The sequence below is a fragment of the Paenibacillus sp. NPDC056933 genome (genome assembly GCF_042674385.1).
In the GTDB taxonomy this organism is placed as follows: domain Bacteria; phylum Bacillota; class Bacilli; order Paenibacillales; family Paenibacillaceae; genus Paenibacillus.
Genome location: NZ_JBHUQN010000004.1, coordinates 345,972 through 371,416, shown reverse-complemented (window position 1 = coordinate 371,416; position 25,445 = coordinate 345,972). Strand labels below are relative to the sequence as shown.

Annotated in this window: 25 protein-coding genes; 4 read left to right on the top strand and 21 right to left on the bottom strand. The window is 39.9% G+C overall.

Features of this window, described 5'->3' with window-relative positions; translation table 11 throughout:
• Positions 1-2 precede the first annotated feature (2 nt).
• From ACFTRD_RS25800 to ACFTRD_RS25775, 6 genes are all read right to left on the bottom strand, one after another.
• On the bottom strand, positions 3-701 hold the full coding sequence (locus tag ACFTRD_RS25800) for an SDR family oxidoreductase (RefSeq protein WP_379385011.1): 699 nt from the start codon (positions 699-701) through the stop codon (positions 3-5).
• 232 nt (positions 702-933) lie between these two features.
• The gene (locus ACFTRD_RS25795; protein WP_379385009.1) at positions 934-1,512 is read right to left on the bottom strand and encodes a TetR/AcrR family transcriptional regulator; all 579 of its coding nucleotides are present in this window, start codon (positions 1,510-1,512) and stop codon (positions 934-936) included.
• Between the two features lie 21 nt (positions 1,513-1,533).
• Entirely contained in the window at positions 1,534-1,674 is a 141-nt protein-coding gene (locus ACFTRD_RS25790; protein WP_379385007.1) for a hypothetical protein, read from the bottom strand.
• Positions 1,675-1,755: 81 nt separating this feature from the next.
• Positions 1,756-2,601: an alpha/beta fold hydrolase gene (locus tag ACFTRD_RS25785; protein ID WP_379385005.1), complete on the bottom strand. Its 846-nt coding sequence runs from the start codon at positions 2,599-2,601 to the stop codon at positions 1,756-1,758.
• Positions 2,602-2,604: 3 nt separating this feature from the next.
• Positions 2,605-3,618, bottom strand: a complete 1,014-nt coding sequence (locus ACFTRD_RS25780; protein WP_379385003.1) for an NADP-dependent oxidoreductase — start codon at positions 3,616-3,618, stop codon at positions 2,605-2,607.
• A 12-nt stretch (positions 3,619-3,630) separates the two neighbouring features.
• Entirely contained in the window at positions 3,631-4,632 is a 1,002-nt protein-coding gene (locus ACFTRD_RS25775; RefSeq protein WP_379385001.1) for an NADP-dependent oxidoreductase, read from the bottom strand.
• 186 nt (positions 4,633-4,818) lie between these two features.
• Here ACFTRD_RS25775 and ACFTRD_RS25770 point away from each other — a divergent pair, with 186 nt between their 5' ends.
• Complete coding sequence (locus ACFTRD_RS25770; RefSeq protein ID WP_379384999.1) at positions 4,819-5,367, top strand: TetR/AcrR family transcriptional regulator; 549 nt, start codon at positions 4,819-4,821, stop codon at positions 5,365-5,367.
• Positions 5,368-5,957: 590 nt separating this feature from the next.
• A complete protein-coding gene (locus tag ACFTRD_RS25765) occupies positions 5,958-6,710 on the top strand; it encodes an SDR family oxidoreductase (RefSeq protein ID WP_379384997.1) in 753 nt (250 codons plus the stop codon).
• Between the two features lie 1,296 nt (positions 6,711-8,006).
• Here the strand turns inward: ACFTRD_RS25765 and ACFTRD_RS25760 are convergent.
• The 11 genes from ACFTRD_RS25760 to gyrA all read right to left on the bottom strand — a co-directional run bounded on the left by ACFTRD_RS25760 (position 8,007) and on the right by gyrA (position 19,952).
• Positions 8,007-8,468: a hypothetical protein gene (locus tag ACFTRD_RS25760; RefSeq protein ID WP_192262960.1), complete on the bottom strand. Its 462-nt coding sequence runs from the start codon at positions 8,466-8,468 to the stop codon at positions 8,007-8,009.
• Positions 8,469-8,557: 89 nt separating this feature from the next.
• Positions 8,558-8,896 carry a YolD-like family protein gene (locus tag ACFTRD_RS25755; protein ID WP_379384995.1) on the bottom strand — a complete coding sequence of 113 codons (339 nt, stop codon included), beginning with the start codon at positions 8,894-8,896 and terminating at the stop codon, positions 8,558-8,560.
• On the bottom strand, positions 8,889-10,154 hold the full coding sequence (locus ACFTRD_RS25750) for a Y-family DNA polymerase (RefSeq protein ID WP_379384993.1): 1,266 nt from the start codon (positions 10,152-10,154) through the stop codon (positions 8,889-8,891). Before ACFTRD_RS25750 ends, ACFTRD_RS25755 begins: the two co-directional genes overlap by 8 nt.
• Positions 10,155-10,430: 276 nt before the next feature.
• Positions 10,431-10,670: a hypothetical protein gene (locus ACFTRD_RS25745; RefSeq protein ID WP_379384991.1), complete on the bottom strand. Its 240-nt coding sequence runs from the start codon at positions 10,668-10,670 to the stop codon at positions 10,431-10,433.
• A 107-nt stretch (positions 10,671-10,777) separates the two neighbouring features.
• Positions 10,778-11,281 (bottom strand): CarD family transcriptional regulator, encoded by a 504-nt coding sequence (locus tag ACFTRD_RS25740; protein ID WP_379384989.1) that lies wholly within the window; start codon positions 11,279-11,281, stop codon positions 10,778-10,780.
• 64 nt (positions 11,282-11,345) lie between these two features.
• The gene (locus ACFTRD_RS25735; RefSeq protein WP_379384987.1) at positions 11,346-12,263 is read right to left on the bottom strand and encodes a sigma-70 family RNA polymerase sigma factor; all 918 of its coding nucleotides are present in this window, start codon (positions 12,261-12,263) and stop codon (positions 11,346-11,348) included.
• Positions 12,264-12,450: 187 nt separating this feature from the next.
• Positions 12,451-13,551, bottom strand: coding sequence for a recombinase RecA (gene recA / locus ACFTRD_RS25730; RefSeq protein WP_379384985.1), 1,101 nt, complete (start codon positions 13,549-13,551; stop codon positions 12,451-12,453).
• A 542-nt stretch (positions 13,552-14,093) separates the two neighbouring features.
• Positions 14,094-14,441 (bottom strand): hypothetical protein, encoded by a 348-nt coding sequence (locus ACFTRD_RS25725; RefSeq protein WP_379384983.1) that lies wholly within the window; start codon positions 14,439-14,441, stop codon positions 14,094-14,096.
• Between the two features lie 5 nt (positions 14,442-14,446).
• Positions 14,447-16,984 (bottom strand): excinuclease ABC subunit UvrA, encoded by a 2,538-nt coding sequence (gene uvrA, locus ACFTRD_RS25720; RefSeq protein ID WP_379384981.1) that lies wholly within the window; start codon positions 16,982-16,984, stop codon positions 14,447-14,449.
• A 101-nt stretch (positions 16,985-17,085) separates the two neighbouring features.
• Entirely contained in the window at positions 17,086-17,331 is a 246-nt protein-coding gene (locus tag ACFTRD_RS25715) for a hypothetical protein (protein WP_336765944.1), read from the bottom strand.
• Positions 17,332-17,519: 188 nt separating this feature from the next.
• A complete protein-coding gene (gene gyrA / locus ACFTRD_RS25710; protein ID WP_379384978.1) occupies positions 17,520-19,952 on the bottom strand; it encodes a DNA gyrase subunit A in 2,433 nt (810 codons plus the stop codon).
• A gap of 342 nt (positions 19,953-20,294) precedes the next feature.
• On the opposite strand from gyrA, the gene ACFTRD_RS25705 reads away from it, so the two are divergent.
• Both ACFTRD_RS25705 and ACFTRD_RS25700 read left to right on the top strand, forming a co-directional pair.
• Positions 20,295-20,861, top strand: coding sequence for a CarD family transcriptional regulator (locus tag ACFTRD_RS25705; protein WP_379384976.1), 567 nt, complete (start codon positions 20,295-20,297; stop codon positions 20,859-20,861).
• Between the two features lie 210 nt (positions 20,862-21,071).
• The gene (locus tag ACFTRD_RS25700) at positions 21,072-21,566 is read left to right on the top strand and encodes an endonuclease III domain-containing protein (protein WP_379384974.1); all 495 of its coding nucleotides are present in this window, start codon (positions 21,072-21,074) and stop codon (positions 21,564-21,566) included.
• A gap of 218 nt (positions 21,567-21,784) precedes the next feature.
• On the opposite strand, the gene ACFTRD_RS25695 is transcribed toward ACFTRD_RS25700, so the two are convergent.
• The 4 genes from ACFTRD_RS25695 to ACFTRD_RS25680 all read right to left on the bottom strand — a co-directional run bounded on the left by ACFTRD_RS25695 (position 21,785) and on the right by ACFTRD_RS25680 (position 25,436).
• Positions 21,785-21,910, bottom strand: a complete 126-nt coding sequence (locus ACFTRD_RS25695; protein ID WP_379384972.1) for a hypothetical protein — start codon at positions 21,908-21,910, stop codon at positions 21,785-21,787.
• A gap of 415 nt (positions 21,911-22,325) precedes the next feature.
• Positions 22,326-23,624, bottom strand: a complete 1,299-nt coding sequence (locus ACFTRD_RS25690; protein ID WP_379384970.1) for an ABC transporter permease — start codon at positions 23,622-23,624, stop codon at positions 22,326-22,328.
• Positions 23,617-24,519 (bottom strand): ABC transporter ATP-binding protein, encoded by a 903-nt coding sequence (locus ACFTRD_RS25685; RefSeq protein ID WP_379385255.1) that lies wholly within the window; start codon positions 24,517-24,519, stop codon positions 23,617-23,619. Before ACFTRD_RS25685 ends, ACFTRD_RS25690 begins: the two co-directional genes overlap by 8 nt.
• A gap of 20 nt (positions 24,520-24,539) precedes the next feature.
• On the bottom strand, positions 24,540-25,436 hold the full coding sequence (locus tag ACFTRD_RS25680) for an ATP-binding cassette domain-containing protein (protein WP_379384968.1): 897 nt from the start codon (positions 25,434-25,436) through the stop codon (positions 24,540-24,542).
• Positions 25,437-25,445: the final 9 nt, after the last annotated feature.

Here is a 25,445-nt window from a genome sequence, read left to right as displayed (position 1 = left end):
TTTTAGGAAAGTTGGGGGTATAGTGCAGCTACACCACCGGCAAGTCCACCTTGTACTTGACGACTAGCATCATCTGCAATAATTTCAAAATTGTCAGATTCTATACCATCAATCGCTGCTTTTGCAACGTCCAATGGGTTAACTTTGGGAACTTCTAAGCCCAATGTCATGTCTGTCTCCATATAGCCCACATGTAACCCTGCTACTCGAATATTTTGAGAATGGAGATTTAAACGTAAATCGTTCGTCAATGCCCATTCTGCAGCTTTTGCAGCCGTATAAGCGCCCACAGTACCCGAACTGTACCAAGACAATACGGAGAGAATATTCAGAATCGAACCACCGCCATTTTTAGTCATAATTGGCGCAAAAGAACGAACCATAGAAAGAGTACCGAAGAAATGCGTGTTAAATTCTAATTGTATTTGATCTAGATCTCCTTCAAGTAAAGAAGCACCTGTTGAAGATCCCGCATTGTTTATTAGAAGTGTTACATCCTGAGCGATCTTAGCAGCTTCTATCACCTCTTGAGGATTGGTAATATCCAGTTTCACGGGGATTACACCTGGGATATCAATAGATTCTGGATTTCTTGCTGCAGCATAAACTTTTGCTCCTCTGGACAGAAGTTCAAGCGTTAGATATCGACCAAGACCTCGGTTGGCACCAGTGACAAATGCGACTTGTTCAGAAATTTTCATTTTTAATTTCTCCTTTTTATTTTGTAGTGTAGTATTGTAAAATATTTTTTTGTATTCTTCTCAGTTATAAATGCTTATTCGGAGGAGGGATATGTTTTATAATATAAGAATGATAATTCTATATTTAGTAAAAAGAACGATCTCTTCAAAAGAAAGATTTGTTAGTCTAAAAATATTAAAACGATCATTCTAAAAATGATATACAATGCTATATAAAGGACATTTAACCATACTATGTGGTTAAAAGTTCTATAGATATGTTGGCTGTACGTTGCAGTTTCTCTTTAGGAATGGAAGTTCTCGCCATTGCTCTCAACCCAATACCCACCACATTCAGATGTTCTGCCAGTACTTCGGCATCATAATCTAGGTTTAATTCTCCATTCTTCTGTCCCCACAAAATAATATCCTTGAACAGTTGCTCTGCGAGTGTAAATGATTCAGTGGCCTTTGAATCCACATCTACATCGCGCATAGCTAATTCCACGGCAGAATTGACCATTAAACAACCAGAAGGTGAATCTTCATTCCCATAAATCATGTAACTCATAATCAATTGAAGAGCCTCAACAGCCGTCTCAGAGCCTTTAACTATTCCTGCAAGCTCGCTATTTACTTTAGTTCGAAATCGATCCATTGCTTTCAGAAACAACGTATGCTTGTCGCCAAAGGTGTCATACAAACTTCTCCGATGGATACCCATATGCTCCACTAGATCCGTCATTGAGGTCTTTTCATAACCTTGTTCCCAAAAGAGCTTCATTGCCTTATCTAGTACTACATTTTCTTCAAATTCTTTGTAACGTGCCATTCGGGTTCCCTCCTCCCATACTCAATATAACATATCGAGAACGATCGGTAAAGAATGAAAATGTATAAGATTAGTTTCAGAGATAACTGGTGGACAAAGCTCCATCGCATGAATATTTTTGCCTTTGTAACGGATTTGCTCACGTAAGCCATCGCTGAACATGTGGACGCCAGCCTTCGTTGCAGAATAAGTCGGTGCGTCGCAACTGTAATATTAGCAAGCAGTGAGCTAACGTTAACATTGTTATTTATCTAAAAATGCTATTACTGATTTCACAAATTCATCATGATTTTGAAAAATCCCACCGTGACCGGAATCTATATAAATAATGAGCTTGCTATTTGGAATGCGTTGTGCCAAATCATAGGAGTTAGGTGTAGGTACCATTCTGTCATCATCACCGTTTACTACAAGGGTAGGTTGCGTAATTTTTGACAAATCAGCAGGTTTTTTCATTCCCCACTCGTGGATGGCTTTAAGTTGTCTACGATATCCTTTGACACTAATCTGCTTATCTCGCGCCTCTTTACGTTCTTTGATACGAACCAAGAATTCTTTTGCTTTCTGTTTGCCATTATCTGTTCGCGTGAAGAATAAATAGGTTTTAATATCTCTCAACGTGAAGATGGCACGTATCAAATCACGATCAGAAAGTTTCGTAACATGTTCAATGCCTTCACCACCACGCGGGCCTGTTCCTGACAAAACAAGTTTACGAACCAGTCTTGGTTCGATGGCCAAGAGTTCTTGTACAATCATACCACCCATCGAAAATGACAAAATATCGATTTGCTCAAATCCCAGTGTATGAATGAACGTTAACGCATCTCTTGCCATTTGTTCAATCGTATCTGGGACTTTCCCACTAGAAAGCCCAACACCCTTATTATCAAATGCAATGACCCAATGTTTTTTGGCAATACCGTCCACTACGCGTGGGTCCCAGTTGTCCAAATTTGCAGATAAATGAGTGAAAAAAATGACGGGGATACCCTTTTTCTCTCCTAGTTCACGGTATGCGTAAACTGTTCCATCAGCCGCCTTAATACTTAGATTTGGTGCTTTAACATATGAATAGTTAGTTGCCATAATTCATTTACCTCCATCTTCTACTTGTAACAGAACTTTCCCTCGGCTATGCCCTGTCGCAATCTTAGCAATCGCGGCATTCACTTGGTCAAACGTGTACTCGGAATCAATCACCGGCTTAATGTTTGTTTTTTCAAGATACTGTGTAAAAGCTGCTAATTGCTGACCATTCGGCTGTACATACAGAAAGTCATAACTCTTCTTATGCCATTTCGCTAGCCCATCAAAAGGCAACCCCAGTAAACTGAAAAGAATCTTCTTCCCCGTTGACAAGTCTGCGCTTCGATTAGCGAAACGGGCATTGGGACCAGCGCTTAACGCCAATAATGTACCACCGGGTTTTAGTATCTTCATATGTTTACTAATTTCACTGGCGCCACGGGTATCAATAACATAATCATAGTCTCTCCGTATGTGAGTATAGTCCTGCGTTTCATAGTCGATAAACTCATCTGCACCGAGTCGATTGGCCAAATCACGCGCAGATCCACTACCACTGACGGTCACAAACAGTCCTTGTGACTTCGCGTAAGGTATGGCAATCTGTCCAAAGCCACCAGTACCTCCAGAGACAAATAATTTACTGCCTTGTTGAGCAGCTAAAATATCTAGAGCTTGGATGATCGTCAAAGCAGATAATGGCACGGCCGCTGCTTCTTTAAAGGAAAGATTGGCTGGCATCTTAGCCACAATTGCCGCATCTACTGCGACATATTCGGCAAACGCCCCCATCTTATCAAGCGGTGGCATGGTGTACACGTGATCACCCACCTTAAAATCCATAACACTAGCGCCGACGTCGATCACAACTCCAGCCAACTCGTTGCCCAGAGTCAATGGAAAGTCGTAGTGATCAAACAACTTTACTTTGCCTGTAATCGCCAAAACAAGGTGTGGATCAACACCGGCTGCCTTAGTCTTAATCAGAACCTGAGTTGATGTGATTGATGGAATATCGATTGAGTTGATTTCCACTTCAAGTGTTTTGGAATATCCAGCAATTTGTGCAGCTTTCATTAGGTGCTCTCCTTAAAATCGGATAATGACTTTTCCTTTAGGATGACCAGTCGCAACAAGCTTCAGAGCCTCATTAATATCTTCAATGTGGAATTCAGTGGGGTCCACCGCTGGTACAATCCCGTTATCTTCAATAATCTTGGTGATTTTCTTTAATTGTTCACCATCACTGCGAACAAAAATGAAATGATATTGAATCTTCTTTTTCTTCGCTTTGTGATCATACTTAGCCCCGGCAATGGTGAAAAGCTTTTGTTTCCAACCTGGTAAGCCCATATGCTCGGCGAAACGTTTGTTAGGTCCGGTCCGCAGAGAAAGAAGGCGACCTCCTGCTTTAATAATGGAAAGTTCATGATCAAATTCGCTTGGTCCCAACGTATCCATCACATAATCTACATTACTAAGCTGCTCCCAATAATTCTCAGTCGTGTAATCAATATATTGGTCTGCTCCAGTCGCCATTGTCCGTTCACGTGCTTGCGGATTTCCACTAACGATGACCCTCAGCCCCATGCTTTTGGCGATAGGAATGGCCATTTGGCCAAATGAACCAGAACCCCCGGGGATAAACACGCTTTCGCCAGCTTTGGCAGCCAATTCTTCATGCAAACCTTGATAAGCAGTCAATCCTGTTAGTGGCGCAGCAGCACCGGTTACAAAATCGAGATTAGCGGGCAAATGCCCGATGGCATCCGCATGAATCGCTGCGTATTCCGCAAAGGCACCGATTTTTTGTAGTGGCAGGCGTGAGTAAATTGCATCGCCAACTTTAAATTCCTGGATATTCTTACCAACCTTTTCAATAACACCTGTCAGCTCGTTACCCAGCGTCAAAGGGAACTCATAATCCTGAATCAGCTTCACACTTCCAGTACCGATGAGTAATTCTAAATGATTAACCGCCGCCGATTTCACCTTGACCAAGACTTCGTTATCATTTATATCTGGGACTGGAATATCATTAATTTCTACTATAAACTTTTTTGAGTATTTGTTAATTTGTGCTGCTTTCATAATGAATAGCCTCCTATGTGCTGAATAATAAGTAACATTTAATTATTTTTGTAACTTGTGTGACAAGCATAAAGCCAGAGGTTACAAAAGTCAACAATTGTTACTCGTTATTCTGTATGCTAAAATACAGGCAGGTGTACAACCGATTATTGGGGATGTAATGAAGAAAGAAGGGTTGGCAGCAAAATGGCTAAAATCACACAAGAGCTCATTATTGAAACAGCGGAAGCGTTAATTGAACGCACGCAAAAAACTGAAGTGACCCTCTCTCAAATTGCGGATGAATTAAGTATCACCCACGCAGCGCTTTATAAACACTTTAAAAATAAGCAAGAGCTCTGGGCAGCTGTGTCGAAGAGCTGGTTCAACCGGATGATTTCAGAACAAATCAAAATAGACATGACTAATATGGCTAATCCACAGGAATTGCTCCACGATTGGCTTTGGGCATTTGCTAACGCAAAAAAACGTGCCTATAACGAGAATGCCAAAATGTTCGCCTTGAATACACAATATGTTGACAGCAATCCTCTGGTATTACGTGACGTTCTCTGGGATTCCTACCAAATTATTGACGGCTTCATGGACTATCAGGATCCCCATTTGGAACGGGCAGAAGCGATTCTCTCCGCGTTTGCCGTGTTTAGCCTCCCGTCCTTCAAAGAATCCTGGAATTTACCAGACTATCAGGACAGGTTTGAACGCATCTGGAGTCTAATCAAACAGGGTCTATGAATCCAAACCTCTAGTTGGATTCGAAAAAGTCGTAAAAGAACCCTCTCTAAAACCAAAGAATGTCTAAATCCTTTTTGGAGCTTCTCAAATTCATCACGATTTCATTCTCTATACAAAACAAACAACCGCCTCTCCACACATTAGTGTACAAGAGACGGTTGTTTGTTTTGTTAGCGTTCTGGATCAAAACAACAAGAACAGTAATCATAACATGGGAACGATTTTCTTTACGGTGCAATCGGTAAACCCCCATTGATAAGGGGTGCAGCTCAATTAAAAAAATACTTTACCGATCGTTCTCAATATGATAATATGAATTTGCAGACAGGGGTGGTGTAGCAAAAAGCGTTAGAATGATCATGGCGAGAAGTAATACGAAAAACTTCCATAGAAGAGCTTTTCCAGGGCAAGTGCATTCACAGAAGAAGCTACAACTTTAGCAGTCCTGGGCTAAATTTTTAACATAATTAGAATGATCGTTCTTGAATTTAATCAAAAGCGGCATTCATTTTTGGTGCGATGCTAATCTTATAATCATCAAGGCTAAGTCAAAGAACTGTATAAAATAAATCTCAAAGGGGAATTTAAAAATGACTATAAACATGGATGGTAAAGTTGCTTTTGTAACTGGAGGAAATCGTGGTATTGGATTGGAAACAGCACGTCAATTAGGTAAGCTTGGCGCCACGGTCGTTATTGGGTCACGCGATTTGGAGAAAGGGAAGGTTGCTGTGGATACACTTCGTTCGGAGGGAATCCAAGCGGAGAATATCAAATTGGATGTCAATCTAGCCGAAGACCTTCAAGTTGCTTACAATTTTTTTGAACAGCAGTACGGTAAGCTTGATATGTTGATTAATAATGCTGGGATACAGATAGAGATTGAAGATCTTTCACCGATTAATGAAACAAGTACCGTTACGCCGAGCGTTATGCGTGAAACCTTCGATGCCAATTTCTTCAGTATGGTTGAATTAACTCAACTACTGCTGCCGTTAATTCGCAAAGCGCCAGCCGGAAGAATTGTTAATGTATCCAGTGCGCTTGGATCGAATACACTCCATTCCAATCCCGAGGCTCAAATTTATGATGTCAAACTTCTTGCTTACGATGCCTCGAAGGCGGCAATGAATACCTTTACGACCCATCTAGCACATGAGCTGAAGGATACACCAATCAAAGTGAATTCTGCTTACCCTGGTTGGGTGAAGACTCCACTGGGCGGAAAATACGCTGATATGGATCTTGAAGATGGCGGTAAGACAAGTGTAATGCTTGCCACGTTGCCTTCGGATGGACCGACAGGTAAGTTCTTCCATATGGACACAGAGTTACCTTGGTAATACGATAGTCAATGGAACAACGTGTTAATACGGCGAGTGCTTTCCAAATGCAACGCGAGAGCGCTCGCCGTATTAACACGAAAAAGTGATGATGCTCTCTTGTTTTAATTCAGAATCGAAAATATTGAAATTCTCAATCATCCGTTGCTGTAACAGTTGGAAGATGTAACTCATAATATGGGACGTCATGTTGACGGTGAGAATAATGTATAAGATTTCGACTTTGGCCTATATTTCAGCCATGTAACTCAGGATTATTGGGACAGAGAGATATATTAGAATGTCAGCTAAAACGAATTTGCGTGTTTGGCAACGTTCCATAATGCTTGGGAGTCTAGCTGGTTAAGTACTGGAATTGCAAGCATATTTTCAATGTATTCGCTTGATCGTAGTACTTAAGGATTTCACCTTTGTCTCGGTTAGCGTGTGTATCCGTTCGTCCAATAGACGATTAAAAAATCGTCGGTAGCTTACTAAAGCAGAGTCAATTCCCCTAAGGCTGTTTTATATTCAAATAAAGTCTCTACTTGTAAACTATCAACATATCAATGCTCCTTTATAGTTCAACGTTGCTCTATTCTTATTCTTTGGCCCAAACATTCCCCTTATAATCTATTGACGTAAGCTGCTCAAGCTAACTCTTCACCACCTTTTTCATACCATCCGATTGCAGGCTCTAAAGCTCCTGCTCTTCCTTCAACTCAAGAATCTCTTTTTCTATTGCTGAAGTTCCTGGTTGCACCTCTGGGATCCTTTTCAAGTAATCCTTACCCAGACTGAGAAGTTCTTTTTGTTATGCAAGTATTTCTGATCGAATCATAGGATTAGGGGTTACTCTCGCATACGTAATCAACATACCTAGTGCTTCTTGACCTTCAACCGGGTTAATCGCTAAAATTGTTTTATTTACGACTCCCATAAAACTCCTCCGAATATGTATTGAGTCACTTTCCCTCTAACTTGCATCAACGAGATGATAACTTCGTTGACACACTATTGAAAGACTAAGCAAAGACCTACGTATATATTATATACACATCGGACAGCGTTTCTGTGTAAACTTGATTTTACTAAATTAGAATAAGGACATAAAGTAACGGAGAAGAACTTTAAACTATTGCTTTTCTCTCAAAGTTGAAACAGACCAAGGATTATTCCTTGGTCTGTTGTTTATTTCAAGAGACATTTGATACACAACAATTTCTTGGTATGAATGATCTCATTTCTGTTTAATTGGAGTTGGGGGGAGTATGACTACACCTAGATTTCAGAGAGTCCAAAATTCGATTTAGTCTTTTACACTTCTTTAATGTTGACACTTTGAATGTGGTCTTCATTCTGCTCAAAAAAGCGCTGATTATGAAGCTCTGGCATCCCCTTCTCCCTTAACCCAAGCTGCATGATCATAAGATTCAGTGTTACTTTACTCAAATTAAGTTGTCTTGCAATTTCCCTGCGAGGAAGTATCCCATATTGCTTTCTAATGTGGTCTTCATATCCTTCAGGTATTAATACTTCAATTGTCTTTTTTTGTTTAGATATTTTCTCAGTGTTATCCTCAATTTCATACGTGTCCAAGAGAACTTCACACTGTTCCTTTACATTGTCCGATCGCTGAATAGCTAAACGCTGAACCAGATCATTGACTATATCCTCTACCTCGAACGTGCTAATCCCTAGTTTGCGAGCAATTTCCTTTCGAGTGCTACGATTGCGGATTTTTTCGATTACTGTGGCCTCTTTCCTTGTAAGAATCATATATACCCTGCTTTCAGATGATTTGAATTGCGAACCGTAAAATATAATCAAAATGGCACGTGGCACAAAATTAATGTTTTTTTATCTCTTTATAGGATATCAATGATGTCACTAAAAAGGATACTGGCAGGACCGTCTTTACTACTTACTTCAATTGATTTTATATCTAACCTGCAATTTTTAATTTTGCCATGTAACTGTTGAAATTCATCACCACTAAAATAAGTTATTGTGATATAACTTTGTTCGTAAAATGCTTCTTGAATTAGAAATGCAAGCTCGTTACTGCGTTCTGGGGTAAGAACAGGTCTTTCCTGCTTTCCATGACTCGCTTTCCATTGCAACAGACGTTCACGATGTTCTGAAAGTAAAAGAGAAGTCCATTTTTTATTTCCCCGGTCATACGGCAAAGGATACTCTCTACTCATAATGTCCACCTATTTTCTTAGCACGATCTTGAAGGGTACCAGCCTTGGTAAGTGATGTTGCTCGGAAGATTCCTGTGGTTCCGAATTTGGCTACTATTTTGTCTAAAGCTGATTCAAGAGCCCGTTGTTTCTCATCCTCTTCCCAACTAAATAAATCCAACTGGATTTCTGATTCATGAATGACATTCGTTACTGACATGGAAATTTGTCGAATTGGTGCCGGTATCTCATTCTTAGAATTCATAGTCATACAGGCTTCGAATAAATGAATGGATAAATTGGTCGCGGATGATAAAGTGATCGATTGAGAAAAGCGCCGACCATTATAATCATTCGTATAACGCATTGACAAATTCACTGTAAAAGCTGCCATATGATAAGAGCGAAGCCGAGCAGCAAGTAAATCAGATAATTCGTGAATAACTACTTTTGTGTCTTCCCACGAGTAATCAGTCATGAAGGTAATCCCATTGGAAAATCCCTTACGAGCCTCCATTATTGGATCAACAAAAACAGGACTAAAATCTAATCCGTTTGCATGATAATAGAATTGTTCTCCCATGGCTGGACCAAACTCTTGTCGCAGCACATGTAGCGGTTTTTGGGCTAATTGACCCAGTGTATAGATTCCCATTGCATTGAGTCTTCTCGCATATCGACCTCCAATACCCCAAACGTCCCTCACTGAATGTGGCCACAGAAGTGTTTCAATTTGATCATAACTACATTCAGCATAACCACTCTTTTTACCAATTAAGTCCATCGTTATCTTAGCGACAACTTTATTTTGCCCCCAACCTATACTTACAGGAATTCCAAACACTTTGTATATATCATGCTTAATCTTCATGGCGACCTGTTTATGCGAGCCATGCATATGTTCAGTACCATCTATTGTAATTATCCACTCATCAATAGAATAAGCATGTATAGCTTCTGATGGTGCATATTTATATAAAATATCCATGATACCCATAGATACATCTACATATCTTCCCATACGGGATTGAGCCAATATGATATCTTCACGGTTAGGAATCTGGAAAAGCCTGCTACCCGTTTTGATATTGTGTTGGAGTTTTAATTCGGGTGATGCTGCGAGCACTACACTACCGCGTTTCGACAAATCGCTGACTACAGCAAGTTTGGTCTTCAATGGATCCAAGGACCGGTCAGATAGCTCAACTGAAGCGTAGAAACTTTTTGCGTCAATGGCCAGAACACTATGATTGGGCCACTTTTGTCTTGGTGGTAACATTTTCTCCACTCCTTCCAACAAGAACATTTGTTCCTGTATGATACCACGAAAAATACTATCTGACACGCGGAAAAGGAGGTTATTAATCTAAAGACACATTTTCAGTACAATGTTTATTGCTCTTTGTACTGTATATTTATAGTCCTGTTATAAAATATTTAAAGTTTTTTTAGAGTCCCTGACTAAAGGAATAACATAATTTTATTGAGAGACTCCGTTCTTTAAATTGATAGTAAAACACAAGTAAACTAACAATCACTCTCGATACTGCACTAACTAGTCCAGGTAACTACCGCAATCATAGTTATTGTGCTGTCTTTTTAATTTCACAATAATAGACCCATCGATTTGATGGATTTCCTCAATAATTTTGTATTTTTTTTTCTTCCGTTGTAAAGTTGATTTGAAATCTTCTAATTCTGCTCGAACAGTCCGTAGTACAACTTCACTCTCGGCATCCTCTTTTAAACGAAAATGTATGGTTTGTTCAATACACGCATAAAGTACACGTTTCATCTGCTTCTTTACCACCTTGTCTTTAAATTTTCTTAGTGTACTCCAACTTAGTGATACCTAAATTCAGCACACGTTAAGCAAATCAATTTTGATCATAACAATAATAGTTATTTGTTCTTTGATCTTGACTTAATAGTACGCTTCAGAATTTCAGAAACTTCTTCACTCGATAAATTGAGAACATGCATCAATTCGTCTTTCAATAAGTTACTTGCTACTTCAAGTAACTGTTTGTCCTGGAAACCTAATCTAAGATCATATTGAGATGCACAGACTAAATCTCGAATCACCTCAATTATGTTAAGGACTTCTCCTGATTTTAGCTTTCGGTCCAACGATTTCTTTCTTTCAGAGGCTAGAAGAGGTAATTTATTGTATTTTTTAAAGAAATGTTTTTTTGATTTCTCTAAAGTTTCTCGACTTGTCAGTGCCCTTATTCCCTTCTGTTCAGCCGAGTCCACAGGTATGAAAATCTCCATTTTTAGTTCATGAAAATAGACTTTGAGGTAATCCTTTTGTTTATCTTCACATGGACGCGTTACTTTTTCTTTTAAGAGCCCTACCCCATGAAATGGATAAAAAACCATTTCTCCTGTCTTGACTCCATTCATGTTTTACCCCCATAAGATCCCTAGAATTTGCTAAAATAAATTAAATTCTTTAAATACCAAACTCTCAGACCTCAAGAAAGTCCTGAAGTCGTTCTTCACGAAAATATTCGCTTATTTTTTTTAATGCTTTAATTTCAATTTGGTAAATACGTTGACGCGAAACACCATACACCTCACCTATTTCTTGAAAACTATGCACTTCTCCGTCATCAAATCCGTAGCGAAAACGAATTATACCTTCTTCCCTCTCGCTCAAAGTATGAAGAACATTGTTTATCCTTTCCTCTAGAAATTTTTGTTCTACAAGTTTAACGGTACTTTTTTCGTTAGTACATTCAAGCAAATCTCCGAGTTTTGTATCTTTGTCTACCCCAACCTCTAAGTCTAGAGACAAAACTAGTTTTTCAGCCAGTTTTTTTATTTCAATTATCTTGTTCATTGGCATGTTCATTTTGTGTACCATCTCTTCAAGAGTAGGATCACGACCAAATTCTGAAAAAAAGACTTGGTAAATTTTTTGCCATCTTCTCAATAATTCAAAAATGTGAGTTGGAAATCTAATAATCCGTCCTTTTTCTACGATAGCCTGTTCTATTGCTCGGCGGATCCACCAAGTCGCATAGGTACTGAATTTGAAACCCTTCTGAAAATCGAATTTTTCTACTGCTCTTATTAGACCTAGGTTCCCCTCTTGAATGAGATCAAGAAGAGGCAAGTCATTCCATTTATACTTGCTTGCAATATTGACAACTAAACGCAAATTCGCCTCTATGAATTTCAGCTTAGCTTTTTCATTGCCTTGTTTGACTTGGCTTGCCAAAATTGTTTCATCCTCTTTAGAAAGAAGCGGTACTTTTCCTATGTTGTCTAAATAAAATTGTAGAGAATCCTTCATCGAACTTTCTTTCCGTAATTGTCGGACATGGGTGTCTTTATTATTTTCATACATTGCAATTGATTCATTAAAATATTCTTTATTCATATGGTCCCTTTACTCTCATAATGTTACTCATTGCGGATGTCCATTTAGATACATCAAAATCAAAAAAAAATTCAATTATTATAGCGCATGTTTTAAGAACTAATCGATGTTTTAGTTGAACTTCAATCACGAAATAAAGAAGTTACAAGAAGTTTTAACGAATAGCATCTTGTGTCCCACACAGAACTTAATCATTATTCAATTTGGCCCCATCATCCCTAGCATCCAATAATAGATGTTTGTCCTGTACTGAATTTTTCTCATTATCATCTACAGAAGCGTGCTCCCATTTTCGAATTTCATCTTCTAATGTTTTTGCTTCATCAGGATGATCCATAAAATATTTCTTTGCTGAATCTCTTCCTTGTCCAAGTCTCAATTCTCCTTGAAAAAACCAAGAACCAGATTTCTGAATCAATCCACGTTCAATTCCTATATCGATAAGTTCTCCCATCTTTGAGATACCCTCACCATACATGATGTCAAACTCAGTCATCCGAAATGGTGGAGCTAACTTGTTTTTCACAACTTTGACACGTACATGATTTCCTACAATTTCAGATCCATTTTTTATGGATTCTATTCGACGAATATCAAGGCGTATAGAGGAAAAAAATTTTAATGCTCGCCCTCCTGAAGTTACTTCCGGACTACCAAACATGACACCAATTTTTTCTCTAAGTTGATTTATAAAAATGATAATACTTTGTGTTTTTGAGATTGTACCTGTCAGCTTTCTTAATGCTTGACTCATTAAACGCGCTTGGAGTCCCATATGGACATCTCCCATTTCCCCTTCAATTTCTGCACGAGGAACGAGAGCTGCCACAGAATCTACAACAATCACATCAACAGAGCCAGATCTTACTAATGCTTCTGTGATCTCTAGAGCCTGCTCTCCGGTGTCAGGCTGGGAAATAAGCATTGAATCAACATCAACACCTAATGCTCTTGCATAGGTTGGATCCAATGCATGTTCTGCGTCTATATATGCTCCCGTTCCACCTACTTTTTGAATCTCTGCAACGACATGGAGAGCAAGAGTAGTTTTACCTGACGACTCTGGGCCATATATTTCAATCACCCTACCTTTTGGTACACCACCTATTCCCAATGCCAGATCAAGACCAATAGAACCTGTTGAAATTGTTTCTATTACTCTATTAGTTGAATGTTCACCTAAGCGCATGATAGATCCTTTACCGAAAGTTCGCTCAATCTCCGCCAATGCCTTTTCTAACATTTTTTGTTTTTCAATCTTTGATGTCGATGGTAATTCAGTGTTCATAGTTGAACCCTCCTTAAGTTATCTTCAAAAGTTGAATAAGTTAGTTAAAGCATTTTTTCCTTTTTTAGTGTAAAGATATAAAGTCAAATATTTCACAAAACTTATCTGTATACTTGGTTTTTTTGTTGATGATTTTTTGTACATCGTGACATTCTTACCTGAAGAAATACCGGCAAGCATTAGTAATCCATTCATAAATTAATTATATCACATGCGTGTCAAGAGATTAGGGCCCATTAATTATGTCTATTGTGTGAATTATGGGTCCGATAATCTCTTCTTCTTAGATTAGCGACTAGCTATCAACTTCTTCGATTTCTCATTAATTTTTCGTATTAGATAATAAAATTCGAATCTTAATACAGAACTAAAAGGCCATTCAGGAATATGAGCACCTTGCACGTACAATCTCAGAATTGAAACTCATAATATATGCATGTGGATCATTTGGACTTTTAATAATGAATTATTTAATCACAAAAGATTTTGTTTTTTTTGAAACGCAAACGTCTTACCTAATTTCCATGCGGCAGTTATTAAACTCACGTCTTTCTTTTTAGTGCCTTTCTCTTTAATGCCGCAGCTTTACGAGTTGTTGCTTTACTAGCCATTTCGGCCGCCATTTGTCGTTCCTCTTCCTCTTTTTGAAGCTGATGTTGCCGTTGTTTCTCAGCTTCAATTTCCTTTTGATTTTGATAATATTGGTTAATCACATATTCTTGAACGTTATGATCTTCCATCCATAAATACTGTACAAAAGCATCTGGAAAAACGAATACTTTTAGACCTATCGGATCTGAAAAATGAATGCTGATTCGATTGTCTGTTTTGTTTACGATAAATCCTTCACCGAAACGAATATGCGTTACTTTTTGGTTAATCAGTTCCATAGCTTTCAAGACTCCTCCAACACTTTTTTTAAAAATCTCCCAGTGTGGCTTGTTTCGCATCTGGAAACTTCCTCTGGTGAACCGACGCAAACAAGCTCCCCTCCGTTTATCCCACCTTCTGGTCCCAAATCAATGATGTAATCAGCGTTTTTGATCACTTCCATGCTGTGCTCGATGACGATCACGGTGTTCCCACTATCGACCAGTTCATGCATGATATTTATCAATTGATTGACATCATCTACATGCAAGCCTGTGGTCGGTTCGTCCATCACATATAGGGTTTTCCCAGTGGCTGGCTTTAAAAGTTCTGCAGCAAGCTTTACCCGCTGAGCTTCTCCTCCAGACAATGTTGTGGATGCTTGTCCCAGTTGGACATAACCCAGCCCCACTTTGCAAATTGCTTCAATTCTTTTACGAATTTTCGGCATGTTTTCGAAGAACGTTACAGCTTCTTCAGCGGTCATCGCCAACACATCCGCAATATTTTTTCCCTTGTAATAGATTTCCAAAGTTTCACGGTTAAATCGTTTCCCTTTGCACACCTCACAAGGAACAAATACATCAGGAAGAAAATGCATTCGAATTTTCATTACACCATCTCCAGCACAAGCTTCACATCGTCCCCCCTTTACATTGAAAGAGAATCTTCTCGCTTCGTACCCACGTACTTTTGCTTCACTTGTAAGTGCATAATGGGAACGGATAAGGTCAAACAAACCTGTGTATGTCGCAGGATTAGATCGCGGCGAACGCCCAATTGGGCTTTGATCAATGTGGATTACTTTGTTGAGAAATTCAGCACCTACAATTTCTTTATGTTTTCCAGGCCTTGTCTGAGCTCGGTTAAGTTGAGCAGCTAATTTCTTATACAAGATCTCATTGATTAAACTAGATTTTCCTGAGCCCGAGACACCTGTAACACAGGTTAGTGTCCCTAAAGGAATGTGGACATCAATACCTTTCAAACTATTTTCGGTCGCACCAATTATCCCTAATGTATTCCCATTTCCGGAACGTCTATTTTCAGGCACACGGATTCTTTTTTTACCCGATAGATATTGACCAGTTAAAGAATTTGGCTCATTCATGATCATTTTCAGTGTGCCCTGCGCCACAAGTTCTCCGCCGTGTTTTCCTGCTCCAGGACCAATGTCTACAATCCAGTCTGCCTGACGAATTGTTTCTTCATCATGCTCCACAATAAGGAGCGAATTCCCCTGATCTCGCAAATCACGTAGTGCCGCTAACAAGAGGGAATGGTCACGTTGATGTAATCCAATGGAAGGTTCATCTAGGACGTAAAGCACACCAGCCAAACCTGAGCCAATTTGTGAAGCCAATCGAATCCGCTGACTCTCCCCACCAGAAAGTGTGCTTGAAACACGAGAGAGTGTTAAATAAGTCAAACCTACTTTTTTCATAAAAAGAAGCCGAGTAATTATTTCGTCAGTTATAGGCTTTGCAATGGTGCTTTTGGCTCCTCTTAACTCTAGATTATTTATTGCATCAATAGCATCATTAATGGATAACTTGCAAAATTCAGCAATGTTCATTCCTCCAACCGTGACAGCAAGAGGCTGCGCGGACAAGCGATCTCCTTGGCAATCTGGGCAAGATAGAGTAGTAAGCTCGCCATAGGTTTCAAACTGCGAATTCTTTAAATGTTCATAATCCTCAGGTTTGAGTTGAATTCCTAGCCCATGACAAGTTTGGCAAGCCCCTAGTTGATGATTAAAGGAAAATAACCGCGGGGATAATTCATTAAGTGAAGTTCCACATTTTGAACAGCTGTAGCTTTGAGAGAAGCTTGTTTCTTGCATATTCTCATACTCATAAATTGTGACAATATCTCCTGAAAGAGAGAGAGCCAATTCAATGGAGTCTGCCAAGCGTTGAGCATCCTCATCTCTGACAGTTAGCCTATCAACAACGATGTCGATGGTATGCTTCTGACCCTTGTCGATTTCTATCTCATCCGACAAGGTATAATGTGTTCCGTCTACACGAACACGTGCGAAGCCATCCTTTCGTGCTTGATCAAATACGTCACGGTGCTCTCCTTTTTGTCCACGGATGATTGGCGCCAGTACAGCAAATTTTGCTCCTTGTGGTAACTGAAAAATGTGCTCGACAATCTCGTCAACAGATTGACGGCCTATTTCTATTTTACAATTCGGACAATGCGGTGTACCTGCTCTTGCCCAGAGAAGACGCAGATAATCATAGATTTCTGTCATAGTCCCTACAGTTGATCGAGGATTACGTGAGGTTGTTTTCTGTTCAATAGCCACAGCTGGGGAAAGTCCCTCTATGGAATCTACGTCTGGAGTAGTATTTTGGCCTAAAAATTGCCGTGCATAGGCCGACAATGACTCCACGTATCTCTTTTGACCCTCAGCATACAGTGTATCAAATGCCAAGCTTGATTTTCCCGAGCCACTCACTCCTGTGAAAACAACCATCTGATCACGAGGCACATCAACGTTGATATTTTTTAAATTATTCTCTCTTGCACCTCTGACATAAATATAATTTTGCACTGTTGAACCTCCCTTTTAAAGACACAATAGATTGCTCTAAACTAAGTGTTATTTCTTGAGCTTAGTACACGAATTATTAGTAATAGGATATGAGAATGTAATTAAACAGATACGCAAGCCTTCTGATTCAGTGTTTTTGTGAACAAATATGGCTTTTGGTTATAATGCCTACGCTGATTTTGCTGATCTCTTTTGTATATTTCAACTTTCATTTCTAAGTTAGCCACTTCTCTTTGAAATCTAGAAATATAATTTTTAGTATAATTAAGCCCGCTTTGTTCAGTAGCACAAAAGTGTACCTTAAGAAGGAAATCATTCACACTTATCTCAAATTTGTAGTTATTCATTATCACGTACTCCTCTATTGCTTTGCTTGATGTAAAAAGACCTTATGATGGCTCTAAAGTGCCACTGCCTTGTATGGTATATGTCGATTTTACGTTGTTATACGTTACGAACAAGTTGGACGATAACAATGTAATATCGACATCTCACCTTTACCACCTTAGGTTCTGATGGAATTTGTAAATAAATACTAATCTTCCGTTTCAGATTGATTAGATCGGCATACAGTGGCCACGGAGTCATCATCGCGCGTGTTAATAAGCTTAACACCTTGAGTGGAGCGTCCCATCGTTGATATACTTTTCATACTCATTCGAATAAGCGTACCGCTAGAAGTTATAATCATCAAATCTTCTTCACTGCTGACCACTTTTAAACTAACCAACAGACCATTCTTTTCAGTGGTATTTATTGTTTTGATTCCTTTACCACCACGACTTTGAATGCGATATTCCTTTGTCGGGGTCCGTTTACCATATCCATTAGTAGTTACAACGAGAACATCTTGATTAGGTTCCATAATATCCATGCCCACAACAATATCTTCTTTGTTTAGATCAATACCCTTGACCCCTACCGCTGTTCGTCCCATTGCGCGCACATTTTTTTCAGAGAAACGAATGGACATCCCCTTCGTAGTCCCCAATATTATTTCTTTTGTACCATCAGTGAGTTTTACATCTACAAGTGAGTCCTCGTCACGCAGATAGATAGCAATTAATCCAGACTTTCTAACATTCTTGTAATCAGCTAAAGAAGTTTTCTTTACTACGCCTTGTTTTGTCGCAAAAACAATAAAATCATTACTTTCAAAGTTCTCAACCTCAATAACTGCATTGATGACTTCACCTGGTTCAATTTGAAGGAGGTTAATTATTGCTGTTCCACGAGCTGTACGTCCAAGTTCAGGAATCTCATATGCTTTTAGTCGATAGACCTTGCCTTTATTTGTGAAAAATAACAAATAGCTATGTGAATGTGTTATGAACAGATGCTCTACAAAATCATTACTTTTGGTATCCGTACCCACAACTCCTCTACCACCGCGTTTCTGCGAACGGTATGTTGAAACTGGTAAACGTTTAATGTATCCAGTGTGAGTAATCGTGACGATTACATCCTCACGAGGGATCAGATCTTCATCAAGAATATCTTCAGTATTTGATAAAATTTCAGTGCGTCTAGCATCAGAAAAACGATCTTTGATGCTTATCACTTCTTCTCGAATGATCTCTAGAACCAGCGAATCACTAGCCAGAATTTCACGATAATATGATATTTTTGCTGAAATCTCATTGTACTCACTTTCAATTCTCTCCCGTTCTAAACCAGTTAGTCTCTGCAATCGTAAATCAAGAATGGCCTGTGACTGATCAAGACTTAGATTATAACGTTCAATCAAACTTTCTCTAGCAATATCACTTGAAGCAGATGATCTAATTAAATCTATGATTTCATCAATATGATCTAAACCAATTCGCATACCTATCAATATATGGGCTCTTGCCTCTGCTTTACGTAGTTCGTACTCAGTACGACGTCGTATGACAACGATTTGATGTTGTAAGTAATGATGTAAAATTTCTCGTAAGCTCAAAATTTTAGGTTCATTGTTTACAATTGCGAGCATATTGATGCCAAAATTAGTTTGTAACGATGTATTTTTCAACAAGTTGTTTAGTAAAACATTTGGATTAACACCACGTCGTATTTCAATGACTATCCTCATACCCATACGATCGGACTCATCACGTAGATCAGTGATACCATCAATTTTTTTTTCTCGAACAAGTTCTGCAATCTTTTCTACAAGACGAGCTTTGTTTACTTGATAAGGTATTTCATGCACGACAATTCTTGACTTGTTTTCAATTTCTTCTATGGTTGTTTTGGCCCGCATCGTTATCGAGCCTCGACCAGTTTCATAAGCTTGCCGGATTCCAGAATACCCCATAATATAACCTGCTGTGGGGAAATCTGGTCCTGAAATGTAATTCATTAATTCTAGCGTAGTAATGCTTGGGTTATCTATCATGGCATTCAAAGCATCAATAACCTCTCCTAAATTATGGGGAGGTATATTTGTTGCCATTCCCACTGCAATACCACCCACACCATTAACAAGAAGGTTAGGGTATCTTGCAGGCAACACAAGTGGTTCTTGCTCCTCACCATCGTAGTTAGGCTGAAAGTCTATTGTGTCTTTGTTGATATCACGTAACATCTCTGTGGCAATTTTAGATAACCTAGCTTCCGTGTAGCGCATCGCAGCAGCCCTATCTCCGTCTATAGAGCCAAAGTTACCATGCCCATCAACAAGCATGTAACGGAGGGAAAAGTCTTGAGCCATTCGCACCATTGTTTCATACACCGCGACATCCCCATGTGGATGATACTTACCAATGACCTCTCCAACAATCCTTGCAGATTTCTTATATGGTTTATCAGAGGTTATACCAAGCTCAGACATTGCATACAGGATGCGACGATGTACTGGTTTTAGTCCATCTCTCACATCAGGCAGAGCTCGACTTACAATGACGCTCATCGCATAGCCAATGAAAGATTCTCGCATTTCTGTGCTGATGTCACGCTCTACTATTTGTCCATCAGGTTTGTTCATATTCATGACCTCTTTTTCTTTTAAAACATTGTCAATTTTAAAGTGACTAAGATAGAGAATTAAATCATAGTAAACATACCGTTTTACTCGGTATAAGAGAATAACAAGCTACATAGGACTTTGTCACTTCAAATTATACCTGTGATCAATACTTACAAGTTATTTTGTAAGCATACACTTTTTATTGTCGTACTAGTCAAGCTTTTTTTAATTCAAGTTTCTTTTACTTTTGATAATGTATGTTGTCGCTCAAAAAATATATTGACAAAATTCTATCCTGATGGGGGTTGACAGGGGGATGTTATAATAAGTTAATGACTGACTGAACGTGAGGGAAAACACATGATTGATATCAAGGTTGGAGAATTACTTTTCTATCCATTGCATGGTGTTGGGATTTTAGAAGAAGAAGTTACACTCTGGGTCGAGAATCAACAAAGGCACTATTATAAACTCTATTTTAGCGAGCTCAAGATGAACATTTTAGTTCCTCAGGAATCAGCGGAACAACTTGGAGTCCGCCCTCTCTCTAGCTTATCCATTTTAGAAACATCTCATATTCATTTTTTCAATAAATTTAGCAAATTACCTGTTCTTGTTTCAGATAGAAGGAAACTTATAGATTCTAAGTTGAAGTCAGGAGAAATTTTCAACTTAACGGAGGTAATTCGCGATTTAGTATGCGCATCAAAGTATGAACTCAAACTTACTTCACATGACAAATATTCACTAAAAAAAGCTTGTGATCTGTGCATAAATGAACTTATGTATGTAGCAAAATTATCCCTCGAGAAAGCAAAAAGTAATGTAAAAAAAAGTATAGACCTACGGCTGAATGGTAAAAAGAGCGATTTTACCTCTCTCGTTCGTGAAATAAGTCTTCAAAATTTAAAGAATTCTAGAAAATAGACTAGGATAGAATATACGGAGAGTATAACAGGAAGGAACAAGAACTGATGGATCAGCAAAGAATAATTCTAATATATGAACGATTGCGCAAAACACAACCAACTTTTGTTGAAACCGATAATGATTGGATTGCCAAGGGCTTGTCCAGCTCCCCTTTTAAAGCATTAGTATCCGTAGCAATTTCTACCATGACTACTGAAAAAAGAACTATTGAAGCTTGTACAACTCTTTATGACAAGATCTCTACCCCCCCAACAATTACTTCAACTTGAGGATGAAGAATTATCTTCCTTAATCAAACCCGCAGCCCATTACAATAGAAAAACAAAAAACTTGAAAAAGATGTGTCACCAGTTAATTGAAAGACATAACGGAGAAGTTCCTGGCACTAGAGATGAACTGCTTGCTTTAACTGGCGTTGGGCGTAAATGTACGGATATCCTGATGCACTTCACTTTTAGAGAGCCAACTATTGCTGTAGATATACACGTTCATAGGGTTGTGAATCGTCTGGGAATCACACACACAACTTCAAGAGAGGACACCGCAGATGCAATAAATGAAATAACTCCATTTAAATTTAAACATCATGCCCATGAATGGATTATTCAACACGGCATGAAAATTTGTGTCGCACGTAAGCCAAAATGTTCAGATTGCTCTTTAACTGATTTGTGCGATTACTATCAAACTGAAGTGGTGTAAAAGTTGAACAATGAGAGTTAAAATAAAGTTATGTGATCACTTAGGACCATGCAGCTTTACTTTGGGACATATTGATTTACTTTTGGAATGTAAATGCACTCAGTCTTAAAACAATTCTACAGGGAACAGTACCGTAGTCAGTAGCCCCTACAATGATAAAGTACTCCTCCCTCCAATTACTCTTTAGGTATCCTTTAATCACACCGGCCATACCGATGTTACGATCGATCGTCATTGCCCCTTTTCCATGTCTCAGCCATTTGCTCCACACTTTCATCCAATACATCGAAGTTATCTAGTGTTGCTTTCACTTCTCGCAGTTCTTTGAAAAAGTTATTAAACATGCCTAGTTGGGACTCGTAAGAGTCTAGCAGGCGCTGTTGAAAAACTGTGATGCTTAAGAAAAAAAGACATTTTCATTGAAATGAACCGACAGAATACCATCAACTGACAATAGTTCACTAGAAAAATTTTAGCAGGTTCAGCACCCTCTTCCAGTGCAGAACCTGCTAAAATTTAATTGCGTTTAATGTAATCATCCATAGATCAGTGAGTTCTAACATAAATCCCCAAGCACCCATCGGGTCTTTGCTACTACTATGGATATATAACACCTTATAAAATATTTTTCCATCTGAGGCACTGCTGCATATCATTGTATAAATATACACGTTTCACTAATTATGAAAAAGTTGTCTCATTAATTCTGAAAATAGTCTCACTAATTATGACAACACACACACACACTAAATCATCAGATTAGATTTTATAAGCCTTCATCGCTTTGAACAATTCCTTGAACGTTGGGCGTTTACCATACATCAGCACACCCGTACGATAGATTTTCGCTGCAAGCCAGCCGAAGATCATAATCGAAACTAAGAGAATCGCAAGTGACGTCCAGATCTGCCAGGTTGGTGCAACGCCTGCCCCAATCCGTACCAGAATCGCCGTTGGGGAAGTGAACGGAATGAAGCTCGCCACTTTCAACAACAGGATGTTCGGTGTAGCAATACTGAAGATGGCGATATAGAAGGAAACCAGGGACAACATCGTAATCGGCAACACGGCCTGACCCAGTTCTTCTGTCCTACTCACCATCGAGCCAATGGCGGCGAACATAACTGCATACAGGAAATAACCAAGAATATAGAAGATGAGTCCATATACAATGACGGCGACGTTCACATCACTCAGATTCATATTGAAATCGCTCAATACATCGCGGTTATGCGGTAACAGCATATTGCCGGCAACCACGGCACCGAAAATACCGATTTGCAGCAAACCTACCAAGAAAATACCGATAATTTTACCAAACATCTGGCTCAGCGGAGATACACTCGTAATCAGAATTTCCATAATTCGCGAGCTCTTCTCAGCCGTAATTTCGGAGGCAATCATATTACCAGTCATCATCGTTGAAGTGAACAACAGGATAATCAACAGGTAAACAACAATATAGTTGATGCCACTCATGCCACCTTCCGACTCGGCAGCAGCTCCACTCTGATCAGAATCAAGGCTTTGCTCTGTCAGTTTCACTGGCGTACTAATGAGCTGTTTTTGCTCTGCTGTAAGTGTATCCTTCACCACCACATCCAGCCTCACAATTTGAAGTGCTGCTTCAATGGGTGCTACAACCTGCGGGGAGATATCTTCGCTGGAGTACAGGACAGGCTTCGGGAAGTCTTGCCCCGCAACAGGTTCAAACTTCAGGTAGCCATCCAGAACCCCAGACTCCACATCGGCTTTGAGTGCCGCTTCATCTTTACTCGCATCGTTAACGAAGTGATATGTCTCGTTGCCTTGTGCGGATGAGTAGGTCTCCAGCTTCTCAGCTACCTCCGTTTGCCCTGTGCTCAGCAGACCGATATTCACAGAACCACTTCCGCCTGCACCTCCGCCAATGGGACCACCATTAAATAAGGTAATGAAATATGGAATATTGAGTCCAATCGTAATTAAAAGTGCAAGTACAATGGTTGTCACCATGAAAGACTTCGTTTTCACTTTGTTTTTGAACGTAAATCCGGTAATCGTCCCCATTTTATTCATTCGACTCACCTACCTCACGAATAAAGATTTGGTTAAGCGTTGGTTCCTTGATTTCAAAGTGCTCCACTGTCGTCTGAGCCATCGCTGCTCTCAGAATTTCCTGAGCTGCCTCCATCTGACCAATGTGGATCAGGTATCCGCGCTCATTTTTCTCGACCTTGTTCACACCCGGCAACTGTTCCAGACCACTCACATTGCCTGTTGTGCTCAGGAACACCTGCTCACGTGGATAACGACTCTTGATCTCCTTGATCTCTCCCTGCACCACGGTATTGGAACGATGCAATATGGTTATCTGACGGCACAATTCCTCGACGTGCTCCATACGGTGTGTTGAGAACAGAATGGCTGTGCCCTCATCACGCAATTCTTTGACCGTGGACTTAAGCAGTTCCACATTCACTGGATCAAGTCCGCTGAAGGCTTCGTCCAGAATCAGAATTTGCGGTCTGTGCACCACTGCGGCAATAAAGCCCATTTTCTGTTGATTTCCTTTGGATAATTCCTCAATCTTTTTGTCGTAATACTCTGGCACTTCGAATCGGTCCAACCAATACTTCAGGCTCTGGTCCGCGTCCTTTCCATTCATGCCGCGCAGCCGGGCCAGGTAGTTGATCTGTTCACTGACTTTCACCTTTGGATACAGACCGCGCTCTTCCGGAAGATAGCCCATAATCTGCTGCAGTTCCGTGCTGTAGGGTTTTCCATTATACTGGATATTTCCCCCGTCAGGATGGATCAGCCCAAGTACCATACGCATCGTTGTCGTTTTGCCTGCGCCGTTGGCTCCGAGCAGTCCGTAAATCTCCCCTTCTTTTACATTAAGCGTTACCCCGTTAACTGCTGTTTTGTCTGCATATTGCTTGACTACCTGCTTCAATTCCAATCGGTTCATCATGTATCGTCTCCCTTCGGTTATCTCCACTGTGCTGGTGCATACCCGGCAATCCAGAATGCCAGCACTTCATCCAGCTCCAGATTCCGGACTTTCATGACTCGTATTCCTGCAAGCTCCAACCGTTCCTGTGCTTCACTCACCCGGGTTGTAATTACCCGTATCAGACCGTTCTCTTCCTGAACCGATTCAACGACGCCAGGAATGCTCTCGGGTCGCAGTTCGCCTTCATACCAGATTTCCCTCCATTGATCGAGTACGACATCTTTCTCCGCCATACCCAGAGACTGTCCGCGATGCATCAGCACAATGTAGTCCGCAAGTCGCTTCACTTCATCGGCAATATGCGTGGCAACCAGAATCGTGGTGTCCCCTTCCGCCATAAATTTTCGGAATTGCTCGATCATGATCTTCCAGGAAAAAGGGTCCAGTCCTGATGAAGGTTCATCCAAAAGCAGAAGTTTAGGCCGAGCTGCCAGAGCCGCTGCAATCTCGTATTTGCGGCGTTCCCCTTTGGACATTTTGATCAGTTTCACATCATAAGGTACGTCCATTTCATCCATCAGTTGATTGAAAAGACTCATGTCCCACCTTGGATACCAGTACGATCGAAACTTCGCCGCATCAAGGGCCGTAATATGGTTTTCTTCCAGTCCCCCGTTATCTGCGACAAAACCGATCTGCTGCCTAATCTCTATGGGGAGCCCTTCCTGGTAACTGTTTCCAAACCACATGATCTGCCCCGCATCCGGCAGCACCACTTGTTGCAGCATGTTTAGCAGCGTGCTTTTGCCTGAACCGTTATGTCCCAAAATGGCAATCACATAACCCTCCGGGATGGTCAGGTCAATAGGCCCGATGATTCTTCGTTTTCGCATTTTGGATACACCGTTCAACTGAACTGCTATCGATTCCATGTGTGGATC